Below are 22,378 nucleotides of genomic sequence, written 5' to 3'. Positions count from 1 at the left end.
TCATTCTCCGTTCAACAGCTCATCGGTGACACGCACGTGCGTGTCTTCCTTCAAGGTCGACAGGACGATGGTGGTGCTCGTGCGGGTCACACCTGGAATGGTGCGCAGCGTCTCCACGAGCAGCGAGTCCAGCGTCCGCGTATTGGCCGTCTTCACCTTCAAGACGTAGGAGTCCTGCCCCGCGACCCGGTGGGCCTCCAGCACGTCCGGCAGCTCCGCCACCTTCCGCGCGAAGCCCTCGAAGTGCTTGGGGTGCTCGATGCTCACCCCGATGAAGGCGGTGATGTCCTTCCCCAGCTGCGTCGCGTCCACGCGCGCCGTGTAGCCGGTGATGACGCCCTTCTCCTCCAGCTTGCGGATGCGCTCCGCCACCGCCGGCTGGGACAGCTTCACCCCACGTGACAGCTCCAGCTGCGTGGCCCGGCCATCGCGCTGAAGCATGTCCACGATGCGATAATCCAGGGCGTCCATGGGGCTTAGAACCTTATTTTTATAAGCGGCCTTGGCAGTCGGCGGTGAAGTTATATGCACTTGTGCCCAAGTGCAAGTCCGTTTGCACGCAAAATGGTTGAGGCCGGTGGATCGTTCTCCATCCGACCTCCCGAGTCTCCAGGCAGGCAGGCGGCGACGTCTTTGACGCCTCGCGTTCGTGTCTGTCTTTGACGCAGGGAGCCATCCATCCGCTTTTGACAGGGCGGTCGGCCGGGTGTTACCCGTCCTGAAAGATGAATCGCCCTTCAACTTCAGAACGAGTCCCCGTCACGCCGCGCGGTCAGCGGACGCGGCAGAAGTTGTTGAAGGCAGCGGAGGCGGTGTTCGGCGACAAGGGCTACGAGCGTGCGTCCATCGCGGACCTCACGCGCAAGGCCAGCGTCGCGCTGGGCACCTTCTACGTGTACTTCCCGGACAAGCAGTCCATCTTCGTGGAGGTGGTGGACGAGCTGGGCGCGCGCCTGCGCCGCCTCATCGCGGAGTCCACCGCCGCGTGCACCACGCGCCTGGAGGTGGAGCGCGAGGGCCTGCGCGCCTTCTTCCAGTTCGTGCGCCAGCACCCCAACCTCTACCGCGTGGTGCGGCAGGCGGAGTTCGTGGACGCGGACTGCTACCGCCGCTACTACGACCGCTTCGCCAAGGGCTACGTGCGCGGCCTCCAGCAGGCCATGGAGGCCGGCGAGGTGCGCCGCATGGATCCAGAGGCGCTCGCCTACTGCCTGATGGGCATTGGCGACTTCCTGGGCATGCGCTGGGTGCTCTGGGAGGAGGACATGGGCCTGGAGCGCGTGCTCGACACGGCGATGACGCTCCTGTCCCACGGCCTGCCCCCGGACGCCGCGCGCACCCATCTCCAGGCCGTTCCGAAGCCGTCGAAGCCCACCCCCCCGAAGTCGAAGCCGTCCCCCCGCCGTCCGTCACGCGGTCCCCGGAGCTGAAACACCGTCATGCGTTACGCGAACATCCTGTCCACCGGCCGCTACGTCCCCGAGAAGCTCCTCACCAACGCCGACGTGGAGAAGATCCTCGGCGAGAAGGTGGACGAGTGGCTCCAGCAGAACGTGGGCATCAAGCAGCGCCACGTGATGGCGGACAACCAGGCCACCAGCGACCTGGCCGTCGCCGCCGCGAAGGAGGCGCTGGCCCGCGCGAAGGTGGACCCCAAGGAGCTGGACCTGGTGCTCGTGGCCAGTGACACGCCGGACTACCTCTCCCCCGGCACGTCGTCCGTGGTGCAGGCCAAGCTGGGCGCGGTGAACGCGGGCACGTACGACATCAACGCGGCCTGCGCGGGCTGGGTGACGGCGCTGGACGTGGCGTCGAAGACGATTTCGTCGGACGACAGCTACCAGCGCATCCTGGTGGTGGGCGCCTACGGGATGACCCGGTACGTGAACTGGAAGGACAAGAAGACCTGCACGCTGTTCGCGGACGGCGCGGGCGCGGTGGTGCTGGGCGCGTCCGACAAGCCGGGCTTCCTGGGCGCGAAGCTGCTGGCCAACGGCGAGTACCACGACGCGCTGGGCATCTACACCGGCGGCACCCACCGTCCCGCCACGGCGGAGACGCTGGCGCTGACGGACGGCAAGCCCGCGGTGCAGTTCGTGCGCAAGTTCCCCTCCACGTTCAACACCGAGCGCTGGCCCATGCTTCTGGACACGCTGCTCAAGCGCGCGGACCAGACGCTGGATGACGTGAAGCTGTTCGTCTTCACGCAGCTCAACCTGCGCACCATTGAGGCCACCATGAAGGCGCTCAACCAGCCCATGGAGAAGGCGCACTACACGATGGACAAGTGGGGATACACGGGCTCCGCCTGCATCCCCATGACGCTGGACGACGCGGTGGTGCAGGGCAAGGTGAAGAAGGGCGACCTGGTCGCCTTCTGCGCCAGTGGCGGTGGCCTCGCCATGGCGTCCGCCCTCTACCGCTGGACGGCTTAGTCCCCCCCACACCCCGCCTCATTCAGACAGGAGTTCTTCGCATGTTCATCGGGGACTGGATGGGGCGGGGTGCCCTCTACTGGCCGGACGCGGTGGCCGTGGTGGACGTGGCCCGCGAGGACGCGGGCCGCTTCACCTACCGGCAGATGAACGCGCGCGCCAACGCGCTCGCGGGCTGGCTGCGGGACGTAGCGGGCGTGCAGCGCGGTGACCGCGTGGGCATCGTCGCGCACAACGGCGTGGAGTACCTGGACACGCTGTTCGCGTGCGCGAAGCTGGGCGCCATCTTCGTGCCCTACAACTGGCGGCTGCACGCGGCGGAATTGACGGACGGCGTGCGCGCCATCCGCCCGCGCGTGCTGCTGTTCGGGGACGACTTCAAGGACGCGGTGGCCCAGGTGCGCGAGCACGTGGGTGACGGCCTGCGCCTGGTGTCCCTGGAGGCGCAGGGCCTGCCGGGCGCGGATCCGTACGAGAAGGCCGTGGCGTACGCGCCCGCCGCTCCGGTGACGAACGACGCGGTGAGCGAGGAGGACATCCTCTGCCTGCTCTTCACCGGCGGCACCACGGGCCGTTCCAAGGGCGCGAAGGTTTCGTACCGCATGGTGGCGTGGAACACGCTCAACACGCTGGTGCATGAAATCCGTCAGGGCGACGTGACGGTGACGCACACGCCGCTGTTCCACACGGGCGGGCTGCTCGTCTACACGCTGCCGCTGCTCACCGTGGGCGGCACCGTGGTGCTGATGCGCCGGTGGGACCCGGACGAGATGCTGGGCCTGGTGGCGAAGGAGAAGGTGACGCTCTTCTTCGCGGTGCCCACGCAGTACCAGCAGCTGATGGATTCGCCGCGCTGGAAGGGGACGGACTTCTCCTCCGTGCGCTTCGTCACCAGCGGCGGGGCGCCGCTGCCGGTGCCGCTGCTCCAGGCGTGGCAGGCGGTGCACCCGGTGCCCTTCAAGCAGGGCTTCGGCATGACGGAGTTCGGCCCGGGCATCTTCAGCATGGGGCCGGAGTTCGCGGTGTCCAAGGCGGGCTCCATTGGCCGGCCCAACTACTTCATCGACGCGAAGCTGGTGGACGACGCCGGCCACGCGGTGCCCGTGGGCGGGGTGGGGGAGCTGGTGCTGAAGGGGCCCTCCATGTGCTCCGGCTACTTCGAGGACGACGCCGCCACGAAGGAGGCCATCAGCGCGGACGGCTGGTTCCACACCGGGGACCTGGCGCGCGTGGACTCGGATGGCTTCTTCACCATCGCGGGCCGCAAGAAGGACATGTTCATCTCCGGGGGAGAGAACGTGTACCCGCTGGAGCTGGAGTCCGTCCTCTACGAGCACCCCGCCGTGCAGCAGTGCGCGGTGGTGGGCGTGCCGGACGCGAAGTGGGGCGAGTGTGGCCGCGCCTACGTGGTGCTCAAGCCAGGGGCCGAGGCCTCGGCGGAGGCGCTGCTCGAGCACCTCAAGGGCCGGGTGGCACGCTTCAAGGTCCCCAAGCGGGTGGAGCTGGTGAAGTCCCTGCCGGTGTCCCCCGCCGGAAAGATTCTCAAGCGCGAGCTGCGCGAGGCGGCCATCGCCGCGGACGCGCGGGCCGCTTCGTGACGCACGGGTTTTCCTCTCTCAAGTCCAAGCAACACCACCAGCAGGAGCGCGCACATGGCTGATACATCCAGGAAGGTCGAGATCCGGGACATCCCCACTCCGCGGCTCCGGGTGCGCGCGCGGCTCGTGGGCGAGGAAGGCTTTCCCGTCATCTTCGTGCACGGCAACTGTTCCTCGTCCGCGTTCTTCGAGTCGCTGATGAAGACGCTGCCCCAGGGCTTCCGGGGCATCGCGCCGGACATGCGCGGCTACGGGCACACGGAGGAGAAGACCATCCACGCGACGCGCGGCATGCGCGACTTCGCGGATGACCTGCTGGGGCTGATGGACACGCTGTCCCTGAAGCGCGCGGTGTTCGTGGCGCACTCGGCGGGCGCGGGCATGGTGATGCAGCTGTCCATCGACCACCCGGAGCGCGTGGCCGGCCTGGTGGTGGAGGCGCCGCTGTCTCCCTACGGCTTTGGCGGCACGAAGGACGCGGACGGCACGCCGTGCTGGGCGGACTTCGCGGGCTCCGGCGGCGGCACGGCCAACCCGGACTTCGTGCAGCGGCTGAAGAACAAGGACCGCTCCACGGAGTCGCAGACGTCGCCGCGCAACGTGATGAACGGCTGCTACGTGAAGCCGCCGTTCCGCCACCCGGACGAGGAGAAGCTCCTGGACTCCGTGCTGGACACGCACGTGTCGGACGAGCTGTACCCGGGCAACTTCTCCAAGTCGCCGAACTGGCCGGGCGTGGCGCCGGGCACCACGGGCATGAACAACGCCATGGCGCCGGCCTACTACAACACCTCCGCCTTCGCGGAGCTGAAGAACGGGCCGGACCTGCTGTGGATCCGCGGCGCGGACGACGCCATCGTCTCCGACACGTCCCTGTTCGACTTCGGCTTCCTGGGCAAGCTGGGCGCGGTCCCCGGCTGGCCCGGGGATGAGAAGTATCCGCCGCAGCCCATGGTGTCGCAGATGCGCAAGGTGATGGAGCGCTACGCGGCCAACGGCGGCCGCTACCGCGAGGTCGTCCTCCAGGACACGGGCCACAGCCCGCACCTGGAGAAGACGAAGGAGTTCCACGACCTGCTCGTCCCGTTCCTCCAGGAGCACGCCCGCTAGGCGTTCCTGACGCACGGTGAGCCACGCGAGGCCCTTCCGGGGAGCCCCTGGGGCCCGTGGTGCGTCCCGTGCGTCCTCTTTCTGTCGCAGTCCGCTGTCGCCGCACCCTTCACCCACCGGAGGTCCGCATGCGAAGCACCTGGAGTTTGTCGCTCACGGCCGCATTGCTGATGGCAGGTTGCGGGGCTGAAAACCCCGCGGAAGCACCCCCGGAATCCCCCCAGGCGCAGGAGGCCATCGGTACGGCCGAGGCGCCGCTGGACGCGGACCTGGCGCCGTACTTCGACGCCATCCCCACCAACTTCACCACCAACTACCGCGTGGTGGGCACGTACACGCCGCCCTCGTGGTCCTGGGGCCAGATCGAGCTGCTGGAGGGCCGTCAGCGCTTCCGCTCGGAGTACTACAACCCGCGCACGCTGAAGCTGCGGGACCAGGACACGTACCAGTCCAGCGACTACCCGCTGAGGACGTACTTCGGTTCGCTGAACCAACAGTTGGTGAACGCGTTCAACCTCTACTACGCGAACAGCTGTGCCACGACGACCGGGGCCACCTGTCCCACGCCCGGCCCGACCAAGCCGGAGGCGCGCTTCGTCCTGCTCCACAAGGGGCGGAAGACCGCGGATCGCACCTGTGACCTCACCAAGACGCCGACGCTGCTGGTGCACGGCGCCATCCAGGACGCGAACGTCTGGCTGTTCCCCAACGGCAACAACGGTTCGGGCAGCACCTACGGCGGCGCGGCGCAGCTGACGGGCATGGTGCAGGACCTGGAGTCGAAGAACCGCTGCGTGTACGCGGTGACGTTCGGCTCGTTCCACGGCGACAACTTCAACCACGCCATCCACGTGGCCAACGCCGTGCAGCGCGTGAAGGCGCTGCACCCGGGCGTGGCGCGGGTGGACGTGGTGGCGTGGAGCAAGGGCGTGCTGGCGGTGGACCCGTGGCTCGCGAACGCGGCGACGTGGGGCGGCTTCAGCACGACGCGCTTCTTCGAGCGTCTGGCGAAGGAGCAGGCCTCGCAGGTTCCGGCGTATGACGACTCGGTGCGCGTGTACGTGCCGCTGTCCGGCCCGCACAAGGGCATCGACCTGAACTTCCGCCACCCCATCCACACGCTGACCATCGCGAGCACGGCGTCCAACGCGCCGGTGGGCCGTGGCCCGATGCCGTGGACGTACTTCTCCGCGATGCAGTGCGTGACGTTTGGTTACAGCGTGCCCTGGTTCAACAACCCCTACGCGGAGAGCGTGTGCAAGGATTCCGGTGGCGTGTGGACGGACTACTTCCGCCGCATCTACCTGTCGAACATCACGGGTCTGTCCAGCACGGGCACGCCGGTGTACGCGAGCTCGCTGCAGACGCTGAACACGAACCAGGGCCTGTCCTCGTCGTCGTTCAACTTCGACGACTACAACATGAGCCTCTTCGGCGCGGTGAACACCAGCGGCAAGTACGTGACGGCGTACCCGGGCCAGTTGCAGGCGGCGTATGACCTGCGTGGCACGTACCCGATTCCGGACCGCAGCGCGTCCGCGTGGGACAACATCGATCCGGACGAGAACCGCTACTTCCCCTGGCTGGACACGAAGCTCATCTACAACCCGTACAACCCGTTCGTCGCCGCGGGCTACATGGCGTCCAGCGACCACCGCGTGTGCCGCACGACGGCGTTCGACCCGGTGGGCTCGCCGTGCTTCGCGTACCACGCGTACAACACGAACCAGAACCGTGAGGCGTACGACTCGCTGATGTACGGCAAGTACCGCATCATGGACGGCCTGGGCATCAACGCGGCCATGGAGATGGGCGGCAAGTTCATCACGCGCCTGGCGGAGCACGGCCTGGATTCGCGCCTGCCGTCGCTCTACGTGCTGTACGGCACCACGGGCGGGTCGCAGCCCTTCGAGACCGACGGCATGACGTCCACCACGTCCACGCTGCGCAGCGACGGCGTGCTCTTCGAGGCGAGCATCGCGGCGATGACCCAGCTCACCCAGGGCTGGACGTCCACGAAGAAGACCGCCGACGCGAAGCAGGAGGGCATGGCCTATGACCACCTGAGCATGGGCATCACCCCGGCGGTGTGGAACAAGATCTCCGCGCACTTCGTTTCGCGGGATTGATGACGTAGGAGCCGCCGGGCATGCCCATCGTCCACGACTGGCTGTCCCGGCGGGCCTCGCTCGCCCCGGAGCGCACGGCGCTCGTTGATTCGCTCCGGGGTGGGCGGCGCATCTCGTGGGCGGAGTGGAATGACTCCGCCCACCGGACCGCGCTGTTGCTGCGCGACCTGGGCGTGGGCCCGGGGGACCGCGTCTCCGTGCTGGCCTCCAACGGCGTGGAGACGCTGGACCTCGTGTTCGCGTGCGCCAAGCTGGGCGCCGTGCTCCAGCCGCTCAACTGGCGCCTGGGCGTGGAGGAGCTCCACGGCCTGCTCTCCGATGTCGCCCCCTCCGTCGTCTGCTTCGGGCCGGAGTTCCTCGCTCAAGTGGACGCCCTGCGCCCCCGGATTCACGCGCACTGGGTCTGCTTCACGGATCCGCTCTTCTGCTCCCGTGAGACCCTGACCGGCGCGCTGCCCTCTATCGAGCTGGAGGCGGACGCTCCCTGGGTGCTCTGCTCCACCGGCGGGAGCACCGGCCTTCCGAAGTCCGCCGTGCTCACGCATGGCTCGCTCACCGCCAATGCCGTGAACACCGTCGTCAGCTGGGGCCTCACCCAGGACGATGTCGCGCTGCTCAACGCGCCCCTGTTCCACACCGGCGGCCTCAACGTCTTCACGCTGCCCCTGGTGTTCGTGGGCGGTGCCTCCGTCGTGTGCCGCGCCTTCGACGTGGCGCAGTGCTTCGACCTCATCGACTCGGGGGCCGTGAACCTGGTGTTCGGCGTGCCCACCATGTTCATCGAGATGCAGCGGCATCCGCGCTTCGATGCCGTGGACTTCTCCCGCCTCAAGCTGCTCATCAGCGGCGGTGCTCCCTGTCCCGCCCCTGTCTTCGAGCGCTTCTTCGCCCGCGGCATCGCCTTCCGCACCGGCTACGGCCTCACCGAGGGCGGCCCCAACAACTTCTTCCTCCCCGACGCCGTCATGCGCTCCCACGCGGGCTTCGTCGGCGTGCCCCTCTTCCACGTCGAGGCGCGCATCGACGGTGAGCAGCGCCCCGGTGACGTGGGCGAGCTCCTCCTTCGCGGCCCCCACCTGTGCGCCGGCTACTGGCGCCGCCCGGAGGAGACCGCCCGCGCCTTCGCGGATGGCTGGCTGCACACCGGCGACCTGGCCTCGCGTGACGCCCGGGGCTTCTTCCGCATCGAGGGCCGCGCCAAGGACCTCATCATCTCCGGCGGCGAGAACATCCACCCCTCCGAGGTCGAGAGCGTCCTCGCCGGCCACCCCGACGTCGCCGAGGTCGCTGTCATCGGCGTCCCCGACCCCAAGTGGGGCGAGGTCCCCCGCGCCCTTGTCGTCCCCAGGCCCGGCGCGGCACCTGGCCTGGAGGCGCTGACGGCCTTCTGCTCGGGCCGGCTGGCCCGTTACAAGCTGCCCCGGACGCTGCGGCTGCTGGAGGCCCTGCCTCGCACCCCGGCGGGCAAGGTGGACCGGCGGGGGCTCACCCGGCTGCACGGCGAGCCCTGAATTTCCGTCCGTTGCGGCCGTCCCCCTGGAAACCCCTGCGATGTGCCGCCGGACCTCCGTCCGTAATATTTCGTCATGGGCCCGTAGCCCCCTGGAAATGTAGGGGTGAGAGGTTGCAGGTCGCGGCCGGAGGCGGACCGCGGGGTCCGGACTTAACGGAGAGAAGCCCGGGCCCTCTTTCGCCTCCGGTCCGCATCCCACGCGGAGACCCGACCCATGGAGACGACCCCACGCCCCACGACCTCCGAGGAAGCCACCATCCAGGTGCTCCTCGTCGAGGACGATGAACGCCTGGCGCGGCTCACTGCCCGCTACCTCCAGGAGCACGGCATCATCGTGACCGTCTCTGCTTCCGGCACCGACGCGCTCCTCCAGACGTCCCGCCACACCTTCGACGTCATCCTCCTGGACCTCATGCTCCCCGGCCGCGACGGCCTGGAGGTCTGCCGCGAGCTGCGCACCCGCACGGACGTCCCCATCATCATGCTCACCGCGCGAGGCGAGGAGGCCGACCGCGTCCTGGGCCTGGAGTCCGGCGCGGACGACTACCTGCCCAAGCCCTACTCGTCGCGCGAGCTGCTGGCCCGCATCCGCGCCCAGGTGCGCCGCGCTCGCGGCAAGGTGGGCCCCACCAGCCACCCCGTGCACGCGGGCCGCCTGGTGCTGGACCCGCGCAGCCTGAGCGCGTCCCTGGACGGCAAGCCGCTGTCCCTCACCACCTACGAGTTCAGCCTGCTGCGCGTGCTGGCCGAGCGCGCCGGCCGCGTCCTCAGCCGTGAGCAGCTGCTCGACCTGGTGAAGGGCAGCGCGGACGAGGTGTTCGACCGCTCGGTGGACGTGCACATCTTCCGCCTGCGCCAGAAGCTGGAGCTGGACCCGCGCAACCCGCGCCTGCTCAAGACGGTCCGCGGCGCCGGCTACATGCTGGCCACCGAGACCGAGGCGGAGCCGTGAGGTTCTTCCGCCTGCCCATGGGCCTGCTCCCCCGCATCTACCTGGTGGGGGTCATCCAGATCGTCCTCGTGGGCGTGTCGCTGATGCTCGCGCGCGACCTGCTGCGCAACGAGTCCTGGCGCAACCGCTTCGACGACGAGCTGTCCTACTTCCTCGACGAGTGGTCCACCCTGCGCGGCCACCCCGAGGCGCTCCAGGCGTCGCTCGCCCGCGCCCAGCAGCGCATGGGCATGCAGGTCACGTTGCGCGCCGCGGACGGGACGCTGCTCGGCAACACGCGGCAGGAGCCCGCGCCCGCGCTTGGCCCCGAGGAGCTCGCCGCCGTCACCTCCCGCGTCACCCGCAGCGGCCCTCGCGGACCCATCCCCGGCGTCGGTGGAGGCCCCGGACGGCTGCTGGTGGTGAGCCCCTTCCCGGGCCCCATCCAGGTCTATGCCTCCGTGTCCCTGCCGCCACCGCCGCCGCCTCCGGACGGCGACCGGCAGACGGCCATCATCGTGGGGCTCGTGCTGGCGTGTACCGCCATCACCTCCGTCGCCTTCGCGCGCACGCTCGCGGGCCCGCTGGAGAAGCTGGCTTCCGCGGCGCGCGCGTTTGGCGCCGGGCGTCTGGACGTGCGCGCGGGCCTGCGCCGCAAGGACGAGCTGGGCCTGGTGTCCGAGGCCTTCGACGAGATGGCCGGCCGCATCACCCAGCTCCTGCGCTCGCAGAAGGAGCTGCTCGCCAACGTGTCGCATGAGTTGCGCACGCCGCTGTCCCGCATCCGCGTGGCGCTGGACCTGGCCGCGGAGGGCGACGCGCAGACGGCGCGCGAGCTGTTGCCCGACATCACCGAGGACCTGTCGGAGCTGGAGCGCCTGGTGTCGGACGTGCTCACCACGTCCCGCCTGGAATTGGTGACGGAGGGCGCGAGTGGCGTGCCTCCCCTGCGCCTGGAGCGCGTGGACGCGACCGCGCTGCTGGACAAGGCCGCCGCCCGCTTCCACACCGCCCGGCCGAAGCACCGGCTGGAGGTCCAGGTGGACGGCACGCTGCCCACGCTGGAGGCGGACCCCGTGCTGCTGCGGCGCGTGTTGGACAACCTGCTCGACAACGCAGGGAAGTACTCGGAGCCCGGCACCACCGTGAAGCTGCATGCCCGGGCGGAGGGCGGCGGCCTCCAGGTGGACATCCAGGACCAGGGCATCGGCATCGAAGCGCAGGACCTGGAGCGCGTGGGCACGCCCTTCTTCCGCACCGACCGCAGCCGCGCCCGCACCACCGGCGGCGTGGGCCTGGGGCTGGCGCTGGTGCGCCGCATCCTGGATGCGCACCACGGCCGCCTCTCGCTGGAGAGCCAGCCGGGCCAGGGCACCACCGCGCGTGTCGTGCTCCCCGGAGTGGGAGCGGCGGACACACCGGAAGGCCGCCTCGCCGCAGGTCATCTTTCGTAATAGAGACGAGATTCGCCGAAACATTTCAAAACGTAGATAAGGGGCATGAAGGCCTTGAGCGAGATGCCGCGGGAAGCGCCGGCCCTGGCGCCGGTGGAGCTGGATGAGGACGAGGGTCGCAAGCGTGGCGTGCCGCGCTGGGCCTGGGTCCTGGCGATCCTGGTGGTGGCGGGCGCGGTGGGGTTCTGGCGCATGCGCGCCGGAAGCCAGTCGGACGCCGTCACCTACGACACGACCCCCGCCGAGGCCCGGAAGCTCACGGCCAAGGTGACGGCCACGGGCACCGTAGCGGCGCTGGTGACGGTGCAGGTCGGCAGCCAAGTCTCCGGTCGCATCCAGGAGCTGATGGTCGACTACAACTCCCAGGTGAAGAAGGGGCAGGTTATCGCCCGCATCGACCCGCAGCTGGTGCAGGCCGCGCTGGACCGGGCGAAGGCGAACATGACCGCCGCGCGCGCGAACCTCCAGAAGGCGCGCGTCAACGCGGACGTGGCGAAGAAGCAGGCCGTGCGCTCGAAGGAACTGCGCGCGCAGCAGTTCATCTCCCAGTCGGAGCTGGAGACGGCGGAGTCCGCCGCCGCCAACGGACAGGCGGAGGTGACGGCCGCGGAGGGCTCGGTGGCCCAGGCGCAGGCCGCGCTCAACGAGGCGGAGGTGAACCTCAAGTACACGACCATCGTGTCGCCCACGGACGGCATCGTCATCTCGCGCAGCGTGGACGTGGGCCAGACGGTGGCCGCGTCCCTCCAGGCGCCCGTGCTCTTCACCATCGCGGAGGACCTGCGCAAGATGCAGGTCAACACCAGCATCGCGGAAGCGGACGTGGGCAAGCTGCAGCCCGGCCAGAAGGCCACCTTCACCGTGGACGCCTTCCCGGGGGAGACCTTCGAGGGCACCATCCGGCAGATCCGCAACGAGGCCATCACCGTGCAGAACGTGGTGACCTACCTGGCCGTCATCGACGTGCCGAACCCGGACCTGAAGCTCAAGCCGGGCATGACGGCCAACGTGACCATCGTCACGCAGCAGAAGGACCAGGCCCTGTCCGTGCCCAACACGGCCCTGCGCTACCGCCCGGCGCCGTCGCCGAACGCCGCCGAGCAGGCGCCGGCGCAGCCGCCCCCGGCCGGCATGCGCACCGTCTACGTGCTGCGCCGCCAGCCGGAGCAGAAGCCCCAGCCCGTGGCAGTGAACGTGCGCACCGGCATGACGGACGGCACCTTCACGGAGGTGGTGGAGGGTGAATTGAAGGCGGGCGACCGCGTCATCACCGCGGCGAACTCGCCCGCGGGCTCCACGCCCTCCGCGGCTCCGTCAGGCGGCGCGAGCCCCCTGGGTGGCCCGGGCGGCGGCCGGGGCATGGGCGGCGGGCGCCGCGGCTTCTAGGCGCGCCCAGGCCGTTGCAATCACAGACATAGAGGGCAGGGGAAGGGACAGAAGGCGGACCGATGGACGCGGACACGAAGCGGGCACCCCCCGTCATACAGCTCAAGAACGTGGTGAAGGTGTACAAGTCCGGCGACGTTGAGGTGCGGGCCCTGCGCGGCGTGGACTTCACGGTGGAGCCCGGGGAGTTCGTCTCCATCATGGGCTCCTCCGGTTCGGGCAAGTCCACGCTGATGAACATCCTGGGCTGCCTGGACCGCCCCTCCTCCGGTGAGTACCTGCTCAACGGCCGCGAGGTGGCCCGCCTGGACCGCGACGGCCTGGCGCGCGTGCGCAACCGCACCCTGGGCTTCGTCTTCCAGAGCTTCAACCTGCTGGCGCGCACCACCGCGCTGGAGAACGTGGAGCTGCCCATGCTGTACGCGGGCGTGCCCGCCAAGGAGCGCCGCGCGCGCGCCAAGGAGGCGCTGGAGCGCGTGGGGCTGGGGGCCCGCCTGGACCACCACCCGAAGCAGCTCTCCGGTGGTCAGCAGCAGCGCGTGGCCATCGCCCGGGCGCTGGTGGGGCGGCCCCGCGTCATCCTCGCGGACGAGCCCACGGGCAACCTGGACTCGCGCACCACGGTGGAGGTGATGGCGCTGTTCCAGCAGTTGCAGAAGGAGGGCCTCACGCTGGTGCTGGTGACGCACGAGCCGGACGTGGCCGAGTACACCCAGCGCATCGTGGTGGTGAAGGACGGGCGCATCGTGAACGACAGACGCCAGACGCCGAACCCGGCGGTGGTGCCCGCCGAGGAGGTGGGGACATGAACATCCTGGAGACGCTCGTCCTGGCGCTGCGCGCGCTCTTGCGCAGCAAGACGCGCTCGGTGCTCACCGCGCTGGGCATCATCATCGGCGTGGGCGCGGTCATCGCCATGGTGGCCATTGGCGACGGCGCGAAGGCCAGCGTGCAGAAGGTCTTCGACTCCATGGGCACCAACCTGCTCATCATCCTGCCGGGCTCGTCCAAGTCCGGTGGCGCGCGCGGCGGCTTCGGCAGCCAGCCCACCATCACCTGGGACGACCTGGAGGCCGTGCGCACGCAGGTGTCCAGCGTGCGCGGCGCGGCGCCGGAGATGCGCTCCAACGCGCAGGTGTTCAGCGAGGACCAGAACTGGAACACCAGCATCATCGGCACCACGACGGACTACTTCACCGTGCGCAGTTGGACCATCGCGAAGGGCGCGCACTTCACGGACGCGGACAACGAGGCGGGCGCGAAGGTGGCGGTGCTGGGCCAGACGGTGGTGGACAACCTCTACGGCAAGGGCTTCAACCCCGTGGGGCAGGTCATCCGCATCAACAAGACGCCCTTCACCGTGATGGGCGTGACGGCGCCCAAGGGCCAGTCGCCCGTGGGCCAGGACTTCGACAACACGGTGTTCGTGCCGGCCACCACGTTCAAGCGGCAGGTGCAGGCGCAGAGCCTGGGCGCGTACATCACCGGCGCGGTGTTCGTGCAGGCGGTGAGCGCGGACCTCACGGCCAAGGCCCAGGCGGACGTGGCGAACCTGCTGCGAGACCGCCACCGCCTGGGGCCGGACGACGCGGACGACTTCGACGTGCGCAACCTGGCGGAGGTGGCCAGCGGTCAGCAGCAGAGCACGGAGACGTTGAGCCTGCTGCTCGCGGCCATCGCGGCGGTGTCGCTGGTGGTGGGCGGCATCGGCATCATGAACATCATGCTGGTGAGCGTCACCGAGCGCACGCGCGAGATTGGCGTGCGCGTGGCGGTGGGCGCGCGGCCGCGAGACATCCTGGCGCAGTTCCTCATCGAGGCGCTGACGCTGGCGGTGCTGGGCGGCATCATCGGCGCGGCCGTGGGCCTGGGCGTGGCGAAGCTGCTCGCCGCGCAGTTCGGCTGGCCCATGCTGGTCCGTCCTGACGTCGCGCTGCTGGCCATCGGGTTCAGCGGCCTGGTTGGGGTCGTCTTCGGGCTGTACCCGGCGCGCAAGGCGAGCCTCTTGGATCCCATTGATGCACTGAGGTACGAGTGATGCGGTCGCTTCCGTTGACGCTTTCGTTGTGCGTCCTGCCCGTGGTCGCGGGCGCCCAGACGACGCCCCAGGATCCGGCGAAGCCCGTGACGCCTCCGGCCGTGCAGCAGTCCCTGGCCATGTCCACCGCCGCCGAGGGGCGCGTCATCACCCTGGCGGACGCGGAGGCCGCGGCGCGCCAGTACCAGCCGACGCTGCGCTCGGCGCAGGCGAACACCGACGCGGCGCGCGCGCGGGTGGACCAGGCCTTCTCCAGCTTCCTGCCCCAGGTGAGCGCCAGCGCCAGCTACACGCTGGGCACCAGCAACCGGGAGGTCATCCAGGTGGTGGGCGGAGGCTCCACGGGCGTGGTGTCCAACACCACGCGGCGCTTCAGCGGCAGCCTCAACGCCAACCAGCTCATCTACGACTTCGGCAAGACGACGGGCCGCTACAACGCGTCCAAGGAGTCCGCGGGCGCGCAGGAGAACTCGCAGCAGCAGGTCATCCAGGACGCGCTGCGCGACGTGCGCGCCGCGTACTTCAACGTCCTCACGCAGAAGGCCCTCCTGGGCGTGGCGCGCGAGACGCTCCAGAGCGAGGAGGCGCGGCTCAACCAGGTGAACGCGTCCGTGCAGGTGGGCTCGCGGCCGGAGATCGACCTGCTCCAGCAGCGCACCGCGAAGGCCAACGCGCAGGTGGCGCTCATCCGCGCGCAGAACGCGTACGCCACCGCGAAGGCGCAGCTCAACCAGACCATGGGCGTGGAGACGGCCACCGACTTCACCGTGCAGGACGTGACGGTGGCGGCCATCGCGGGCGAGGACGAGGTGCTGGACGCGCTGGTGAAGCGCGCGCTGGAGGCCCGGCCCGACGTCGCCGCGCGCGAGCGGCAGATCTCCGCGCAGGAGTCGCAGGTGAAGGTGACCAAGGCGGGCCACCTGCCCACCCTGAGCCTCTCCGGCAACGCGGCGGACGTGGGCGAGAACCCGTTCAACGACCCCACGCTGAGCGTGCAGGGCGGCATCAACCTGAGCTGGGCGCTGTTCCAGGGCGGGCTCGTCAACGCGCAGACGCGAGAGGCCCAGGCCTCCCTGCGCGACCTCCAGGCGCAGAAGGACGCGCTCCGGCAGCAGGTGCGGCTCCAGGTGGAGCAGGCCCGGCTCAACGTGGTGGCCACGCGCGAGGCGCTCACCGCCGCGGACGAGGCCCAGGTGAACGCGCGCGAGCGGCTGCGGCTGGCCGAGGGGCGCTACCGCGCGGGCGTGGGCAACATCATCGAGGTGAGCGACGCGCAGGTGGCCTTCACCAACGCCTCCGCCCAGCAGGTGCAGGCGACGTACGACCTGGCCACCTCCCGCGCGGAGCTGGCACGCGCCCTGGGCACGGTGGAGCTCACCACCCTGGCGTCGCGGTAGGTGACGGCGGTTCATCCGCCGGAACCCCGCGGTCATCGTTCGTTCATCTGCGCGGTCTATTCCCAAGGCTCCCCCCGTTGTCACCGGAGCCGGACATGGACTCGAACCGCCAGGCCCACCGAGGCGTGCTGTTGCTGCTGGTGATGATGGGCGGCCTGTGCGGCGGCTGCCCGCAGCCCCCGCCGGACGATGCACCGGACGCGCGCTTCAGCACCCCCGTCTTCGAGGCGCACGTGGCCGCGGACGGCGGGTGCGACGTCAACGGCGACGGCCAGGGCGAGGCGCTCACCGTGGACGCGACCGCGCCGGTGACGGTGCGCTGCCTGGGCGACTGGGACGGGGATGGCTACGCGGACGTGGCCGTGCTGCCGCTCGACGACACCCGCGCCGTGTATCTCTTCCGGGGCGGTCCGGCCCGCTCCGGAGCCCTCTCGCTCGAAGCCCCCGACGCGGTGTATCTGGACGGCACTGAAAACATGAGCCAACCCTGAGGGGTGGCAGTGGCGGCAGGACGCTCGAACACCGTAGGAAACGGCGCCTCCAACGTCATGGGTCACCTCCGGACAAGCCCGGAAACAGGCGGTGAAACACCCGCCGGAGGCCGTTTCCAGAGGGCGCTCCGTCTCAAAAGAGCCATGGGTGTCGGGGTTGCCCGGACTCCGAAAGTCCACCTCCCGCGCAGCGACCCTATGGGTGAACAATGGGAGGCTGACCCGGCAAGTTCTGTCTGTCTGCCTCTATACGTCCTATGCCGTCGGCCAAACGTTTCGGGTCGGCAAGCAAAGGCATGGACAAGAAACTCGCAACCACCATCGGCGCATCCGCACGGGTCGCCCGGGGCCGCATGGAGCTTACGCAGGCCGACGTGGCCGAGCGAATCGACGTGGCCACGGAAGTGTACGGCCGCCTGGAACGCGGCGGCATGCTCCCCAGCGTCCAGACCCTGCTGAAGCTGTGCCACGAGCTGCACGTCTCCGCGGACGAGCTGCTGGGACTCGCGGCGCAGGGTGCTCCACCGTCGCGCACCAGCGAGGCCCCGCCGCCCACGCCGGAGCGTCCGGAAGTGCGCCGGCTGTTGCGCAGCGTGCGCCAGCTGGACCCCGCCCAGGTGAAGCTGCTGGGCCTGGTGGCCAACGCGCTGACGCGGCGGTAGCCACCCCCCACTCCCTCTTTCAGAGGTTCGACAGGACCCGGTCCAGGTCCGCGGGCCGCACCGGCTTGGTGAGGTGCACGTCGAACCCGGCCTTCAAAGCCTGCTGGTAGGTCTCCGCGTCGCCGTAGCCGCTGAGCGCCACCAGCCGCAAGCCCTGCCCCACGCGCGCGCGCAGTGCCCGGGCCACCTGGTAGCCGTCCAGCCCCGGCAGGCCAATGTCCACCAGCGCCAGGTCCGGCGCGTGCTCCAGGGCCAGCTCCACGCCCCGCAGGCCGTCCGGCGCCACCGCCACCTGGTGACCCCACAGCTCCAGCAGGTCGCGCATGGACTGGCGCGCGTCCGAGTTGTCCTCCACCAGGAGGATGCGCCGTGCGCGCCGCGCGTCCAGGAGGTTCGTCCCGGTCGTCTGGGGGACGCGGTCCGCGGGGATGAGGGGCAGCCGCACCACGAACTCGCTGCCCTGGCCCGGGCCGCCGCTGGTGGCCTCCACGGTGCCGCCGTGCATCCGCACCAGCGTGCGCACCAGCGTGAGGCCAATGCCCAGGCCCCCGCGTGAGCGCTCCAGGGAGGTGTCCGCCTGGGCGAACAGCTCGAACATGGCGGGCAGCTTCTCCGGCGAGATGCCGATGCCGGTGTCCTTCACCCGCAGCACCGCGTGCGCGTTGCCGTCCACGCCCTCCTGGAACAGCTCCACGGTGACGCTGCCCTCGTCCGTGTACTTGGCCGCGTTGTCCACCAGGTTGGTGAAGACCTGCTCCAGGCGCGTGGCGTCGCCCTCCAGCCACAGCGGCGCGCGCGGCAGGTGGACCTCCAGCTTCAGGCCCCGGGACTCCACGCGGGGGCGCAGGATGGCGAGCACCTGCTGGAAGGTGGCGGTGAGGCTCACCGGCTCCTTGCGCAGCTCCACCTTGCCCCGGGTGATGCGGCTGACGTCCAGGAGGTCATCCACCAGCCGCGCCAGGTGGTGCGTCTGGCGCTGGATGATGCCGTGCATCCGCGCTTCCTTGGTGTCCAGGGGCGCCTTGCGCTCCAGGATGCCAATGGCCGTCATGATGGCGGCCAGGGGGTTGCGCAGCTCGTGGGCCAGCATGGCCAGGAACTCGTCCTTGCGCCGGTCCATCTCGATGAGCTGGTCCGTGCGCAGCCGGGCCTGCTGCTCCGCGTGGCGCAGCCGCAACAGCGAGCGCACCGTGGCGATGAGCTCCGAGGGCTCATAGGGCTGGGTGAGGTAGGCGTCCGCGCCGCCCTCCAGCCCCTGCACCTTCTTGTCCGGCGTGACGAACGTCGCGGACGTATGCATCACCGCGATGGAGGCCGTGGCCGAGTTGGCCCTCAGCCGCGCGCAGACCTCGTAGCCGCTGATGTCCGGCAGCTTCACGTCCAGGACGATGACGTCCGGACGGTGCTCCTCCGCCATGAGGAGCGCCGCCATGCCGGTGGCCGCCTCCAGCACGTGGTAGCCGGACATCTCCAGGATGCGGTTGACCAGGTAGCGGTTGGCCGCGTCGTCGTTGACGTTGAGGACCGTTGCCAGACGCGCCTCCTCAGCCACGGGGGTTCACCTCGCGCAGGTCCCGGTTCCCCAGCCCCGCCTTGGACAGGGCGTCGCGGATGCGGGTGATGGCCACCTCGCGGCTGAGCGTGTGCTTGGCCAGGATGGCGGACGTCTCGCGCGCCAGCCGCTGGCGCTCCGCCTCCTGCAACTGGTGGGAGGTGTGCAGGATGATGGGGATGTCGCGCGTGCGCGGGTCCGCCTTCAGCTCGTCCAGCACGTCGAAGGCGGTGATGTCCGGCAGCACGAAGTCCAGGAAGATGAGGTGCGGGGCGTTCTCACGGGCGATGCGGACGCCCTCGCGGCCGTTGGCCGCCTCCAGCAGTTGGAAGGGCGTGTCCTTGAGCAGCTGCTTGAGCAGATAGCGGTGCACGTCGTCATCGTCGATGATGAGCAGCCGCTCCACCGGCCCGGTGCGCGCCATGGCGGACAGCTTGCGCTGCAGGCGGACCTCGTCCACGGGCTTGAGCCAGAACTCGTCCGCGCCCAGGGCGCGCGCCTTCTGCTCGCGGTCCGTCACGGTGACGACGAGGATGGGGATGTCGCGCGTCTGCTCCCCGTTCTTCATCTCCGCGAGGAAGCTCCAGCTCGTCTCGCCCTCCAGCATCACGTCCAGCACCATGGCCGCGGGGCGCACGCGCTGCATCACCTTGCGCGCGTCCTCCACGCTGCGCACGGGCAGCACCTGGAAGCCGGAGCGCGCCAGGTACTTCTCATAGAGGAAGAGCGTCTGGCGGTCGTCCTCCAGCACCAGCACCGGGGCGCGCGCGGGGTCCAGCGCCTCGCTGCGCTGGGTGAGCCCCGTCATCTCCGACACCTCCGGGTGGACGCGCGGCAGGGTGATGGTGAAGGTGGCGCCCTCGCCCAGCCGGCTCTGCACGGTGAGCGTGCCGCCCAGCAGCTCCGTCAGCTTGCGCGCCAGGGGCAGGCCCAGGCCGGTGCCCTTCACGCGCCGCTGCAGGTGGCTGTCCACCTGGATGAACTCCTCGAAGACGCGCTCGTGGTTCTCCGGCGCGATGCCGATGCCCGTGTCCTTCACGGTGAACACCACCGTGTCGCGCGAGCCCCGGGCCGCGGTCACCGTGACGGAGCCGGACTCGGTGAACTTGAGCGCGTTGGAGATGAGGTTGCGCACCACCTGGCTGAGCTTGGCCTCGTCCGTCTCCAGCTCCAGGGGCTCCCCCGGCTCGATGAAGTTGAGCGCCACCGTCGAGTCCGGCGGCAGCAGGGGCCGCGTCATGCCGCGCAGCGCGCTGATGAGGTCGGACGCGACGAAGCGGCTGTGGCGCAGCGTCGTCTTGCCGGACTCCACCTTGGACAGGTCCAGCAGGTCGTTGACCAGCTCGAAGAGGGCTTCGGCCGAGCCGCGGATGAACTGGACCTGCTTCTCCTGCTCCGGCGCGAGGCCGCCGTTGAGCGGGTTGAGCAGCACCTTGGACAGGCCGAGGATGGAGTGCAGCGGCGTGCGGAACTCGTGGCTCACGTTGGCCACCACGCGGCTCTTGATTTCAGACGCGCGCTGGAGGCTCTCCGCCTTCTCGTCCAGGGCGGCGTGCAGGCTGCGCACGCCCTTGTTGGATTCCTCCAGCTCGCGGTTGAGGCGGGCCAGCTCCTCCGCGCGGCGCTTGAGCTCGTGCTGCTGGCGCTCCGTCTCGCGGTGGAGCGCGGACAGCTCTCCCAGAGTGGTGCTCACCTGGGTGAGCGCGGCGCCGTAGTCCTCCGGCACCAGGCTGCCCACCAGCGCGATGCCGCCCTCGTGCGGCCGGGCGCGGAAGGCGAACGTCGCGGGCTTGTGGTTGTTCTGGAGGATGAGCTCCCAGCCATCCACGGCCTCGTCGCGCGCCTGCACGAGCAGCTTCTCCACCTTGCTCTCGCTGCCGTGGCTGGCCAGGTCCTTCAGCGACTGGCCCGGCTTGATGCCCAGGATGCGGGCCGCGCGCTCGTCGCGCCAGACGACCGTTCCTTGCGCATCGCAGGCCAACGCCAGCTCGCGGCTGAGGGATTCGAAAACCCCGGAGGCGCGGTCGTCTTCCTTCATCATGAGTGCGTCTCCTCCCACGAATCGGGCATCCGCGCGAGCAACGTCCGCGCTTCGGAATGTCCGTCCAGGGTCGCCTTCAAGGCGTCCAGGGTTTGGAGAAGGGTCAGGGGGGACAATCCCCGTTGAGGCCAGAAGCCCACGTACCACTGGAGGTGGGCGTCCCACAGGTCCGCGCGGTCCAGAGCGAGTGCATCCGAGAGATAGGACAACTGGAGCCGCACCTCTTGTTCCAGGCGGGGGCGGCTTCCGGAGGGCAGTGGGCCCTCCGTCCGCCGGACGACCGCGCTGATGATGGCGGCGGCGTCCGACTCCACGGCGTGGGCGGGGCCTTCCTTGTACAGCAGGGCGTGGCGGGCGGACTGGACGTAGGTGTGGGGCTGGGAGCCCGGGCCGAAGCCCTCCGCCTGGAGCGCGCGGGAGAGCCCCTCGAAGTGCTGATCCAGGTGCAGCGAGCACATGCCCCGCGTGACGAGCAGGGTGCGCAGCCAGCGCGCGTAGTCCTCCAGGATGGCGGGGCGCGACGCGTCCAGCGCCTGCACGAGGTAGCGCACGTGGAAGACGGCGTCCTCGTCACCGAAGCGGCGGGCGCGCTGGGGGCCGTAGCGCGCGGCCCAGAACGGGTCATCGTACAAAGCTTGAACAGAGGCGGAAGCGAGGGGCGCGGTCCGCGCCTCCACCTGAAGGCTCACGTGCGACATGACGTCAGACCCCCAGGAGGCGGCAGGCGGAGGCGACCAGCTCGCGGACGCTCTTGCCGAAGAAGGACACGGCCAGTTCCTCTTCCAGGACGGGACCCCAGTCGAAGGCGAGCCCGCCCACGGCGATGGGCAGGGACGGCGACACCTCGCGCACCTTGCGCACGGCGTCCCGGACCTGGGGCATGTGGAAGGGCATGGAGACGGAGAGGGCCACGAGGTCCGGCGGGGACTCGCGCACCATGCGGGCCAGGTGCTCCGCGGGCACGTTGGCGCCGAGGAAGCGCACGTCGAAGCCGGCCATCTCCAGGAAGTCGCTGGCCATGCGCGCGCCCACTTCGTGCAGCTCCCCCTCCACGCACGCCATCAGCACGACCTTGCCGTTGGTCGGGTCGCGGGGGAGGTGGCGGTACAGGTGGGCCAGGACGTACTGGGAGATGGCGGTGGCCAGGTGCTCCTGGGCGACGGAGATGACGTTCTCCTGCCAGAGCCGGCCGATTTCGTACTGGGCCTCCTGGATGACCTCCAGGTGGAGCTCCTGGAGGGGCACGCCGCACAGCACGCCCTCATCCACGAGCAGGCGCAGGGCCTCCTGGCGGTTTCCAGAGAGCTGCGCGGCCAGATACCGCGCCCGCAGCGAGTCGATGGCAGGGGTCGTTTGGATCACGGGAGCGCGTGGCTGACGGGGCAGGGTAGAGACGTTCCAACTTCCGTTAAACCCCGGAGCGTCCGCCCGCATCCGTAAGTGAACAGTCCCCAGTCCCGAGGACCGAACGGTTGCTTTTCTGCTTGCAGGTCAAGCGAACTCCCGGGTGGGGCGTGTGGAAGCCTGGAATTCCCGGCCCGGGGTGGCCGGGGTGGGGGAAACGGGGTAGGCACGGCGCTTTCGTCAAAAGGCCGGTGACAGATTTTCGGGGCACCGGTGTTCCCCTGGCCAACCGGGAGG

At 69.8% G+C, this 22,378-nt stretch carries 19 protein-coding genes; 14 read left to right on the top strand and 5 right to left on the bottom strand.

Annotated features, from left to right (window positions below; genetic code table 11):
• Nucleotides 1-471 (bottom strand): Lrp/AsnC family transcriptional regulator, encoded by a 471-nt coding sequence (locus tag ACX114_RS38840; RefSeq protein ID WP_459292940.1) that lies wholly within the window; start codon nt 469-471, stop codon nt 1-3.
• 254 nt (nt 472-725) lie between these two features.
• Between ACX114_RS38840 and ACX114_RS38835 the strand changes: the two genes are divergently transcribed.
• From ACX114_RS38835 to ACX114_RS38770, 14 genes are all read left to right on the top strand, one after another.
• Nucleotides 726-1,430: a TetR/AcrR family transcriptional regulator gene (locus ACX114_RS38835; RefSeq protein WP_459292938.1), complete on the top strand. Its 705-nt coding sequence runs from the start codon at nt 726-728 to the stop codon at nt 1,428-1,430.
• Between the two features lie 9 nt (nt 1,431-1,439).
• Nucleotides 1,440-2,435 (top strand): 3-oxoacyl-ACP synthase III family protein, encoded by a 996-nt coding sequence (locus ACX114_RS38830; RefSeq protein WP_459292936.1) that lies wholly within the window; start codon nt 1,440-1,442, stop codon nt 2,433-2,435.
• 41 nt (nt 2,436-2,476) lie between these two features.
• Nucleotides 2,477-4,033, top strand: coding sequence for an acyl-CoA synthetase (locus tag ACX114_RS38825; RefSeq protein WP_459292934.1), 1,557 nt, complete (start codon nt 2,477-2,479; stop codon nt 4,031-4,033).
• 54 nt (nt 4,034-4,087) lie between these two features.
• Nucleotides 4,088-5,143 carry an alpha/beta fold hydrolase gene (locus ACX114_RS38820; protein WP_459292932.1) on the top strand — a complete coding sequence of 352 codons (1,056 nt, stop codon included), beginning with the start codon at nt 4,088-4,090 and terminating at the stop codon, nt 5,141-5,143.
• A gap of 128 nt (nt 5,144-5,271) precedes the next feature.
• The gene (locus tag ACX114_RS38815; protein WP_459292930.1) at nt 5,272-7,272 is read left to right on the top strand and encodes an esterase/lipase family protein; all 2,001 of its coding nucleotides are present in this window, start codon (nt 5,272-5,274) and stop codon (nt 7,270-7,272) included.
• A 20-nt stretch (nt 7,273-7,292) separates the two neighbouring features.
• Complete coding sequence (locus ACX114_RS38810) at nt 7,293-8,783, top strand: acyl-CoA synthetase (protein WP_459292928.1); 1,491 nt, start codon at nt 7,293-7,295, stop codon at nt 8,781-8,783.
• Nucleotides 8,784-8,999: 216 nt separating this feature from the next.
• A complete protein-coding gene (locus tag ACX114_RS38805) occupies nt 9,000-9,737 on the top strand; it encodes a response regulator transcription factor (RefSeq protein WP_459292926.1) in 738 nt (245 codons plus the stop codon).
• A complete protein-coding gene (locus ACX114_RS38800; protein ID WP_459292924.1) occupies nt 9,734-11,170 on the top strand; it encodes a HAMP domain-containing sensor histidine kinase in 1,437 nt (478 codons plus the stop codon). The genes ACX114_RS38805 and ACX114_RS38800 overlap by 4 nt, the downstream gene beginning before the upstream one ends.
• 45 nt (nt 11,171-11,215) lie before the next feature.
• Complete coding sequence (locus ACX114_RS38795) at nt 11,216-12,556, top strand: efflux RND transporter periplasmic adaptor subunit (RefSeq protein ID WP_459292922.1); 1,341 nt, start codon at nt 11,216-11,218, stop codon at nt 12,554-12,556.
• 62 nt (nt 12,557-12,618) lie between these two features.
• On the top strand, nt 12,619-13,365 hold the full coding sequence (locus ACX114_RS38790) for an ABC transporter ATP-binding protein (protein ID WP_459292920.1): 747 nt from the start codon (nt 12,619-12,621) through the stop codon (nt 13,363-13,365).
• Nucleotides 13,362-14,594: an ABC transporter permease gene (locus ACX114_RS38785; protein ID WP_459292918.1), complete on the top strand. Its 1,233-nt coding sequence runs from the start codon at nt 13,362-13,364 to the stop codon at nt 14,592-14,594. The genes ACX114_RS38790 and ACX114_RS38785 overlap by 4 nt, the downstream gene beginning before the upstream one ends.
• Nucleotides 14,594-15,991 carry a TolC family protein gene (locus tag ACX114_RS38780; protein ID WP_459292916.1) on the top strand — a complete coding sequence of 466 codons (1,398 nt, stop codon included), beginning with the start codon at nt 14,594-14,596 and terminating at the stop codon, nt 15,989-15,991. Before ACX114_RS38785 ends, ACX114_RS38780 begins: the two co-directional genes overlap by 1 nt.
• 95 nt (nt 15,992-16,086) lie before the next feature.
• On the top strand, nt 16,087-16,482 hold the full coding sequence (locus ACX114_RS38775; protein WP_459292914.1) for a hypothetical protein: 396 nt from the start codon (nt 16,087-16,089) through the stop codon (nt 16,480-16,482).
• Nucleotides 16,483-16,778: 296 nt separating this feature from the next.
• Nucleotides 16,779-17,144 (top strand): helix-turn-helix transcriptional regulator, encoded by a 366-nt coding sequence (locus ACX114_RS38770; RefSeq protein ID WP_014400592.1) that lies wholly within the window; start codon nt 16,779-16,781, stop codon nt 17,142-17,144.
• A gap of 19 nt (nt 17,145-17,163) precedes the next feature.
• Here ACX114_RS38770 and ACX114_RS38765 read toward each other — a convergent pair whose 3' ends face one another.
• From ACX114_RS38765 to ACX114_RS38750, 4 genes are read right to left on the bottom strand one after another with little or no spacing between them, the layout of a single operon-like run.
• Complete coding sequence (locus ACX114_RS38765) at nt 17,164-18,696, bottom strand: ATP-binding response regulator (RefSeq protein WP_459292911.1); 1,533 nt, start codon at nt 18,694-18,696, stop codon at nt 17,164-17,166.
• Nucleotides 18,689-20,737, bottom strand: a complete 2,049-nt coding sequence (locus ACX114_RS38760; protein ID WP_459292909.1) for a hybrid sensor histidine kinase/response regulator — start codon at nt 20,735-20,737, stop codon at nt 18,689-18,691. Before ACX114_RS38760 ends, ACX114_RS38765 begins: the two co-directional genes overlap by 8 nt.
• Nucleotides 20,734-21,435: a hypothetical protein gene (locus tag ACX114_RS38755; RefSeq protein ID WP_459292907.1), complete on the bottom strand. Its 702-nt coding sequence runs from the start codon at nt 21,433-21,435 to the stop codon at nt 20,734-20,736. Before ACX114_RS38755 ends, ACX114_RS38760 begins: the two co-directional genes overlap by 4 nt.
• Before the next feature lie 4 nt (nt 21,436-21,439).
• A complete protein-coding gene (locus ACX114_RS38750; protein ID WP_459292905.1) occupies nt 21,440-22,171 on the bottom strand; it encodes a cobalamin B12-binding domain-containing protein in 732 nt (243 codons plus the stop codon).
• Nucleotides 22,172-22,378 lie beyond the last annotated feature (207 nt).

It is taken from the genome of Corallococcus sp. M7, assembly GCF_054512695.1.
This window is presented reverse-complemented; position numbering and strand designations above follow the sequence as displayed.